The organism is Alkalicoccus urumqiensis, assembly GCF_002993335.1.
Classification (GTDB): Bacteria; Bacillota; Bacilli; order Bacillales; family Salisediminibacteriaceae; genus Alkalicoccus; species Alkalicoccus urumqiensis.
The window spans coordinates 210,104-219,019 of the sequence record NZ_PVNS01000006.1 but is presented as its reverse complement, the minus strand read 5'-3'; the positions used below and the strand labels follow the sequence as shown (position 1 = coordinate 219,019).

Sequence of the window (8,916 nt, the reverse complement as noted above, 5' to 3'; positions counted from 1 at the left end):
GCGCAGTCGCCCGAAAAGCGGAAGCGCCCTGGTCACGAGCGACCAGTCCTGGAGGCCCTGCCGACGAAAGCTGCTCTTTGCTTTCTTCGGCAGGGGTGAAGGAACCTCGAGCGAGTGGGCGCTGCAGTTGGACAATGCTTCGATTGAAGAAGCATGGCTCCGCGCGGCCGCGCCGCATGACAGAAGACCGCTGCCCTGCGGCTCAAACCATAGGCCGGCTCCGCTCATGCTTTGAAGCCGTGCAGATAGCGCACGGATTGAAGACAAGCCCACGGCAAGCTTCTGCCGAGTAGCGGAGAAGCTCTACCAACAGAAACAAACGGTAAATGCAGCAATACGTTGAAATGCTGCAGCTCTTGGCATGCCTGCTTGGAAGAGGCTTTGGATTTTATACATTCTTATTAGTTTTAAAAAGCGGACCAGAAATGGACGCTGGCGGACTAGAAACCGCTCCCTCCGCAACAAAACCGCCTCCAATCGGAACACGATCACCTCCTGCCGGACCAACTTTCCGCCTTTTCGGAACACCTTCCGCCCTCTACCGGACCAAAAATGAACCCCGCCGGACCACCGGCCGCCGATAACCCGCGGCGGCCCCTCTGCCCTTGGAGAACGGTTTTTCGCAGATGGCGGGCGGTTCTCAGCCCGCGGTAATTAGAGAGGTTTCGTTGCGGTCTCTGCTCTTCGCATGGCGGTGTTCCCGCTTACCGTTGCGATGTCCGCCTCTGGTGTGGCGATGTGCTTCTTACACAGCGGACATCCTGAACCACCGGCCGCCGGAAACCACGGCGGCCCCTCTGCCCTCAGAGAACGGCTTTGTGCAGAGGCGGGCGGTTCTCAGCCCGCGGTACCATCACCGCCTTCTGGTGACCGACATTCCATCTTCCAACCAAAATAGACCACTGAACCGGGTTCAGTGGTCTTTCCTTCATCATCCGTGTATGTTAATTTACTGTACCTGCATCGGCAGGGTGAACGCCGTGGCGGTAGTAGTCCGCGTGCTCCGGCTCCATCGGCTTTTTGCCGAGGATAAGGTCCGCTGCTTTTTCTGCGAGCATGAGCACCGGTGCGTGAATGTTTCCGTTCGTCACGTACGGCATCGCCGACGCGTCCACGACGCGGACGTTGTCGAGTCCGTGCACTTTCATCGACTGCGGGTCTACGACAGCCATCGGATCCGACGCCGGCCCCATCTTCGCCGTGCAGCTCGGGTGCAGCGCCGTTTCGGCATCCTCTGCCACCCACTCGAGAATCTCTTCGTCCGTCTGCACCGACGGCCCCGGGGAAATCTCGCCGGAATTGTACTTCTTCATCGCCGGCTGCGCCATTATTTCCCGGGAAATACGGACCGCTTCCACCCATTCACGGCGGTCCTGCTCCGTGGATAGATAGTTATACACCATGCTCGGATGCTCTTTCGGATCTTTCGAGCGGATCTTCAGGCTGCCGCGCGCGTCGGAATACATCGGCCCGACGTGCACTTGAAAACCGTGCTCCGTCTCCGCCTTCTGCCCGTCGTAGCGCACCGCCACCGGCAGGAAGTGGAACATCAGGTTCGGATAGTCCACGAGCTCATTGGAACGCACGAAACCGCCGCCCTCAAAATGATTCGTCGCAGCCGGACCTTTCCGCCCGAGAATCCACTGCAGGCCGATCCACGGCATCTTCCGCTTCTTCAAGTTCGGCTGCATCGACACCGGCTCCGGGCACCCGTACTGAATGTACGTCTCCAGGTGATCCTGCAGATTCTCCCCGACACCCGGCAGATCCACAACCGGCTCAATGCCCAGCGAACGCAGGTGTTTCGCATCGCCGACACCGGACAGCTGAAGCAACTTCGGCGAGTTGATCGCCCCGCCGGATAAAATCACTTCCCCGGCCTTCACCGTATGCATCTTGCCGTTGCGCTTGTACGTCACACCCTCTGCTTTCGTCCCGTTGAAATCGACGCTCGCAACGAAGGCCCGTGTCTGCACCTCCAGGTTTTTCCGCTTCATTGCCGGATGCAGAAAAGCGCGGGATGCGGAAAGCCGTCTGCCTTTGTATACGTGCTTATCAAACGGACCGAACCCTTCCTGACGAAAGCCGTTTACGTCCGGTGTTTTCGTGTAGCCGGCTTCGACAGCGGCATTGAAAAAGGCCTGGAACAGCGGATTTTTTGCGGGACCGCGCTCCAGCTTCAACGGACCCTCATGGCCCCGGAATTCATCGTCGTTTTCCGACCCGAGGGCGTTCTCAAGCCGCTTGAAATACGGCAGACAGTGGGCGTAATCCCACTCCCCCATGCCTTCGTCCGCGCCCCAGCGCTCGTAGTCCATCGGGTTGCCGCGCTGGTAGATCATGCCGTTGATCGAGCTGGATCCGCCGAGCACCTTGCCTCGTGCATGCTTGATGCGGCGGCCGTTCATGTACGGCTCCGGATCGGATAAGTATTTCCAGTCGTACAGGCTTTTTCCCGCCGGAAACGGCAGTGCCGCCGGCATTTGAATGAGCAGGTCCCAGGCGTAGTCGCTCCGGCCCGCTTCCAGAACGAGCACGGAATTTTCCGGATCCGCACTCAGTCGATTTGCCAGCACCGAGCCGGCGCTTCCGCCGCCGATAATAATGTAATCGTATGTTTTCGTCATATAAAACAGCCTCCTGATAAAGTTTCCTTGTTTGTTTTGTTAAATATTTATTTAACGTATTTAATATTTTAAATTTATCACACGACACTTTCTTTGTAAACCGGACAGACGGTATTTTCTCCGGACGAATAAAAAAGAAGATACCACCTATTTAGGAGAAACAAAACTATGTAAACGAATTCATTCCCTGTATACTTGAGGCTGTGCGCAAAATATCTATACATACGTAGGAGTGAGAGCCATGACGAAAACATTTCATATCGCAGGCATCCCGGGGGACGGGATCGGGCCGGAAGTGACGGCGGAAGGATATAAGATATTGAAAACAATCGAGCAGCTGGATCCCTCGATTGCCTTTGAATCAACGGAGTTTCCGTGGGGATGCGAATATTACCACCGGTACGGAAAAATGATGGACGAGGACGGCATCGAGCAGCTGAAAAAGTTCGACGCGATCTATCTCGGCGCCGTCGGCTATCCGGGAGTGCCGGATCACATTTCCCTCTGGGATCTACTGCTGAAAATCCGGAAATCCTTCGATCAGTACGTAAACATCCGCCCGATTAAACTTCTGGAAGGGGTGACGTCCCCGCTCCGGGCGGAGTACAGCGACATTGATATGCTCGTCATCCGCGAAAACAGCGAAGGTGAATACGCAGGTGCAGGGGACCGGCTGTTCCAAGGCACCCCGGAAGAAGTGGCTCTCCAGACCGGCGTGTTTTCCCGCAAAGGAACCGAGCGGATTATCCGCTATGCGTTTGAAGAAGCAAAGGCGCTGAACAAATCGGTCACCAGCATCAGTAAAGGCAATGCGTTAAACTATTCGATGGTGTTCTGGGATGAAGTGTTTGAGGAAGTGAGCCGCGACTATCCGGATATTCCAACGCATTCCTACTTAGTGGATGCAGCCAGCATGTTTTTTGTGACCGACCCTGCCCGCTTCGAAGTCGTCGTCACGTCCAACCTGTTCGGCGATATCATCACCGATCTGGGCGCCGGCCTGACCGGCGGCCTCGGCCTGGCTGCGGGAGCGAATATCAATCCCGAGAAAACGTACCCTTCGATGTTTGAACCGATCCACGGCTCGGCCCCGGATATCGCCGGACAGCAGAAAGCGAATCCGCTCGCGGCGATCTGGTCCATCAGTCAAATGCTCGATTTCTTCGGGGAGGAAGCGTGGGGAAAGAAAGTACTCGAAGCGTTGGAACAGACGATAGCCGATGGCGATACGCTCACGCCCGATATGGGCGGAACAGCAACGACAGCCGAGACCGGAACGAAAGTGGCCTCCTACCTCGAGGAAATTGCCGGGAAGTAAGGAAGTAGAAAAAATTGGTAGAAGAGGCGGAGAGCCGACCTGTAGCATGGAAGAGGCTGGTCCGATGAGCGTGATTCCTGTTTCGAATGGGACCGCTTCGTGGTCCGAAAAGGCAGTATGCTGGTCTGATTCAGCGCACTAGGTCCCGTACCGGCGGTCTTGTTTCCGATAGAGGCCGCTATTGGTCCGGCGGGAGCCGGTCCTGTTCCGGCAGGGGCTCGTTTTGCTCAGCCGTTCTGCCGGTCCCGCAAAAAAACCTCCAATAACTGCGGGCTGGAAACCACCTGCGATCTGCCCCCTCCTCGTAAAAGAAAAACAGCCCGGCCGTCTGCGACGGACCGGAGCTGCTCTTTTTTCCCTTACAGGCCGTTATGAACCATCCCATCGTACACGTTGACATAGATGTTTTGACTGCCGTTTGGTGTCTGCACGTAAAAATAATGATGCAGATCGCGGTTTATCGTTCGTCAGAAAAACAACTAACTGGGGCGCAGTTAGTTGTTTTTTCCAAACAGTCCGGCTCTTCTCCTGGAAGGCCGGACTGTTTTTATCAGTTCAACATTACTCCCAGTTAGTTGAGGATTAAATTCCTCCGTTGATCGTTCCATCGAAGACATTGATGTACATATTTCTATTTCCGATACGGCTCTCTACGAAGAAATAATGATGAGGATCTCTGCTTGTCCAATCGTAGGAAGGCCCGCTGATATGTGGGTACGTATGGCTGTGGTGCAGAATGGCATCATCCGGTACGAGTTCTTCTTTTTTGAGCATGTAGGCGGCTTCATTCGCTGTCATCGGTCGAGACAATCTTGCAGGGCCTTGACGGTAGCTATCGATCAGCCACTCTCCATTAATTTGTTCAACGGTATATACTGCTGCTGTGCTGTCTTCCATAGCTGTGCCGCGAATAAACGTACGTAGTTCCATTAACGTTGGAGCGATTGGCTCAATACTCATCTCAAGTTCTGGGGATATATGCCACGGAAAATACCTTGAATCACACTCATAGCAGAGGGTATGATCCGACAGAAGCCGCTGCCCTTCGCTGTAAATATAGGATGGCGTAGCATACTTCTCTAAGTCATCTGAAACTGCGTGGATCGGCAGGTTATGTGTAAAAGCATACAAGATAATGTCTTCGAATAATTCTCCTTTTTCATAAATTTCCTCGATCAGCCCACTCCTATCTCTCTCATCTGTTATAGATGCAACGCGTTTTCTGCTGTCCCAAGTTACATCTGCACCAAGGTGTTCACTGACAAAACGGAGCGGGATCACGGTACGGTTGTTTTTCGTCACTTCCGCAGGCACGTCGAGCGTGACGTTTCCTCCGTTTACGACGGCGCGGGTGTTATTTACGCGGAGCTGAATCACGCCGCCGTCTTTTTCAATCGTAATCGTTCCTGCTTCCCATGACACCTCAGCACCGAGCGCTTCGGCCGCGGCCCGCAGTGGAACGAGCGTCCGGTAGTTTTTCATGAGCGGCGGCTGGTCTCCTTCCAGTACCTGTCCGTTCACGACAACGAGCGGCTGGGCAGCATGTGCAGCCGGAACCAGCATAAAAAACACGATAATTGCAAAGAGTAATGACGCTCCCTTTTTCATAATGTAACCCTCCTAGATAGTTATGTAAACACGCCTTTTTTCACCGATAGCTCCTTTGTAAATTCCACTGATTGCCCATGTATTTATCCTCCCTAAATATGTATAATATGGATTATATACTACGTAAGACATAGACACAATTACTTAAAATATATAATCATCTTTCCGCCTTTATTTGATAGTGTTTTTTTCAGCCATCACTGCCGCCTTAACCTCTATAGCCCCTTTTTCAATAATTACTCATGCGGCTATTCGTTACAGCAGATAACCAAGGAGGGAGAATATGTACTGTACTAATTGCGGTTTTTTACTGGAAGCGACGTTTCGAGCATGTCCGAAATGCGGAACAAAGCGAGCAGCATTCGATTACCCTGATGAAAATACAGCTCCTGAAGCACCTGGTGCGGCCTTTTTTAATGCCAGGGAAAACGTAAGCGCGCTGCAGTTATTCATCGGACCCAAACAGGGGAAGTACTTAACGAAGTGGGGATATGCAGATAACAGCGCGGTACCTAAAATCGGGTGGAATTGGGGTGCTTTTTTCTTCTCGTATTATTGGCTCTGGTACAGAAAAATGTATAAAACGGCGTTTGCTTTTTTAGGTATCTGGCTGGGTATTTACCTCATTTCGTTTGGATCTGTTTACCATTTCGATGGCTTTTATTTTATTGCCTATCTTATAACTTTTTTTCTGTCAGGTATTTTTGGAGATTATTTATACTTCAACAGTGCAGCGAGAAAAGTGGAACAGATTCTGCTTTCTGACGGAGAACCCGCACTGAAAGAAGCCCGACTGAAAAAGAAAGGTGGAGTATCCAGCATTAATGTCCTGGCAGGCCTTCTCCTATTTTTCTTACTTCAGTTGCTGTTGGAGTGGTTTATTATTTTTATTCACCAGCCGGTGTAAATGAAAAGTCCAGTATTTCTTAAATCATTCACTTTAAGCTTTTTTCTACCTCTCCCTTACGAACCGGTGCACCTCCTGCTCCAGACAAAAAAAGAAACACCTTAAAAGGTGCTCCCTCCTAGATCAGCACATAAAACAGCAGCAAAATCAGCACTACCCCCACTACCTGCAGAGTGATTCTCGCTGCCCGGGGGTAGATATATCCAACAAAGCCGGCGATGAGCCCGACAACCGGTGTGAACAAAAATAAGAAGACGATGCCTAGAAAAAATGCCGCAGCAAGACTGCCCTTCATTATTTCTTTTTTGGGCGGCTCTGCTGTGGAAGACGTAAAATATATGGGAGGGTCCTGCTCCACCGGGACGCTCTCTCTGTAATAAGCGAGATACTTCCGCAGGCGCCGCCTTTCTTCAGCGAACTTCCCCTTAAATTCGCTGCTCTCTTCCACATTCAGCCCTTCAGCAAAAGCAATCATATTTTCCAGAATGTACGTTTCATCGGGAAGATCCTGAATCACTTCAACCATGTACTGCAGGATAAACTCACGGTCATTCTCCCGGTTCGCTTCGTTTTGAATTTTCTGCTTAACCTCCCGGTAGTCGTCAAACCGTTCGTCAAAAGCGAAGCAGAGCAGCATAACCGCGAGAAGCGGCAGGCGCGTATATACCGTGTCCGCCCGTTCCAGCCCTTTTTCCAGCGTGCGTACGGCAGCTTCTCTTTCACCGAGCAAGAATTGAATCTTTGCTTTCATCTGGAAATTTGTGCTTGAAGGCTGATCCAGAAGAAGGCGGTTGATTTCTGTTAACGCCTCGTCGAATTCCCTCATTCCTGTCAGTGCCTGCACCAAGAGCTCCCGAAAGTGAAACCTCATGTCCCCTCTGGAGACAGAAAGCCCGCGTTGAATCAGCGGGTGGGCCTTGTCAGGGTGCTCATAGAATAACAGGAACTGGCTGAATGACGACAGCACGGTCTCGTCATTCGGATAATTCGCCAGCAGCACTTCATATAGTTCCAGCTGTTTTTTCGGCTGCCCGCTCCTGCCGTACGCCTCCACAAGCTCAAGCGCCTTATGGTAATACAAATCTGTGTTCAAGGACCGGTCGTACACCTCTCGCCGGGCCTCATCCCGAAGTGTCTGAAATGCTTCCGTCAACTGTTGAAATACGAATGGATCCTGTTCGTTGGAATGCGTTTTTACAAGACGGTAGTATGCTGCTTTAATTTCTCCCGCATCGGCCTGCGGACTGACATTAAGTACATCATAATACGTTGGTTCAGTCACCGTCGTCACCCGCCCTGCCCCCTCTCCTGTAAAATGGCGGCCGCCCGCTTTCCAGTCCACTCCTCAGGAAAACGGTCCGCGACCTCCTCATACCGAGCAGCTGCAAGCTCCATTCCGCCCATTTCCTCGAAGACTTCCGCTTCCAGCAGATACACATCATCTACGTACGGCGATGCCGTATAAACCTTCGTTTCTTCGTCCAAAAAGGCGGCAGCAGTGTCGAGCGCTTCCGGAAACGCCCTATTCCTCCTATGGGCTTCCATAAGGAAGAAGGCCGCATCGTCACTGAAGTAGTACTCACTGCCATACCGAAGACTTTCTGTAAACCGCTCTCCAGCTTCGACGTATGCCTCACTCTTGAATGCGCTTCTCCCTTCCTCATACGTGTTCCAGGCAGCATCCGCAGCAATGTCCTCGATATTATAGCCAGCATCCGTCAGAAGATCCTCCTGGTCCTGCTTTTCCGTCTTCAGCGTTTTTTCTGCTGCTTCTGCTTCCGCGATAGCTCCTTCCAGTTCGGCAACTTCAGCTTCCAGGGCTGCCGCTTTCTGCTGAAGGGACGATTCATTCGATGATACTATTTCTACCGCCGCGGTACTTTCCACTTCCGGCGGAGAGGGAGCTGGGTTCATCGCAAATCCAGCGGAGAAGACCGCTACCACGGCAATAGCTGCGTAGGCAGTGTACCGTTTCGTCTGCAGGGCTTCCCTTACGAGGCCAGCCGCCCGGTTCAGTGGCATGTGCGCCATATAATGCTCCGGTATTTGTGCTGCCCACTTCGCTGCTTCTCTTATGCGTTTCTGTTTTAAGCATACGAGCAGCAGTGCACGGTAGATTTCCGGGTGAATCCACTCTCCTCCCTGTTCCACAGCATCTATAAGAAGGACGCGGGCCTGTTTATATTCTTTATCGCGGATTAAATTCCGGGCTCGTTCATAATCTTCTGCTGCTTTTACAAACAGAGCGTATTCTTCGTCAAACAAGCGGCGCACTTCTTCTTCCCCTTGGACATGCCTCCAGTGACCAGCCGCTTTTTCCAGCTCACCGGTTTTCATGTATAGAAGCGCCAGAGCCCGGTGATTTTTCGCTCCAACCGCTTTTTCCAACTGTACCGCTGCCTCCCGGTATCGGTGCTCTTTGATCCGCTGCCCTGCAGCTGGCGGTTTCATCATCC

General features: G+C 52.3%; 7 protein-coding genes. 3 read left to right on the top strand and 4 right to left on the bottom strand.

Going from position 1 to position 8,916, the window contains the following annotated elements:
• Positions 1-235: hypothetical protein (locus C6I21_RS16500; protein ID WP_181186182.1), on the top strand; the 235-nt coding region annotated here is incomplete at its 5' end.
• A 709-nt stretch (positions 236-944) separates the two neighbouring features.
• On the opposite strand, the gene betA is transcribed toward C6I21_RS16500, so the two are convergent.
• Positions 945-2,627, bottom strand: a complete 1,683-nt coding sequence (gene betA / locus C6I21_RS08230; RefSeq protein WP_105958975.1) for a choline dehydrogenase — start codon at positions 2,625-2,627, stop codon at positions 945-947.
• A 241-nt stretch (positions 2,628-2,868) separates the two neighbouring features.
• Between betA and C6I21_RS08225 the strand changes: the two genes are divergently transcribed.
• Positions 2,869-3,945, top strand: coding sequence for a tartrate dehydrogenase (locus tag C6I21_RS08225; RefSeq protein ID WP_105958974.1), 1,077 nt, complete (start codon positions 2,869-2,871; stop codon positions 3,943-3,945).
• A 582-nt stretch (positions 3,946-4,527) separates the two neighbouring features.
• On the opposite strand, the gene C6I21_RS08220 is transcribed toward C6I21_RS08225, so the two are convergent.
• Complete coding sequence (locus C6I21_RS08220; protein ID WP_105958973.1) at positions 4,528-5,553, bottom strand: copper amine oxidase N-terminal domain-containing protein; 1,026 nt, start codon at positions 5,551-5,553, stop codon at positions 4,528-4,530.
• A gap of 283 nt (positions 5,554-5,836) precedes the next feature.
• Between C6I21_RS08220 and C6I21_RS08215 the strand changes: the two genes are divergently transcribed.
• On the top strand, positions 5,837-6,460 hold the full coding sequence (locus tag C6I21_RS08215; RefSeq protein ID WP_105958972.1) for a DUF2628 domain-containing protein: 624 nt from the start codon (positions 5,837-5,839) through the stop codon (positions 6,458-6,460).
• A gap of 118 nt (positions 6,461-6,578) precedes the next feature.
• On the opposite strand, the gene C6I21_RS08210 is transcribed toward C6I21_RS08215, so the two are convergent.
• Positions 6,579-7,751, bottom strand: a complete 1,173-nt coding sequence (locus tag C6I21_RS08210; RefSeq protein WP_181186181.1) for a J domain-containing protein — start codon at positions 7,749-7,751, stop codon at positions 6,579-6,581.
• Entirely contained in the window at positions 7,748-8,914 is a 1,167-nt protein-coding gene (locus C6I21_RS08205; RefSeq protein WP_105958970.1) for a tetratricopeptide repeat protein, read from the bottom strand. The genes C6I21_RS08210 and C6I21_RS08205 overlap by 4 nt, the downstream gene beginning before the upstream one ends.
• Between the last annotated feature and the right edge of the window lie 2 nt (positions 8,915-8,916).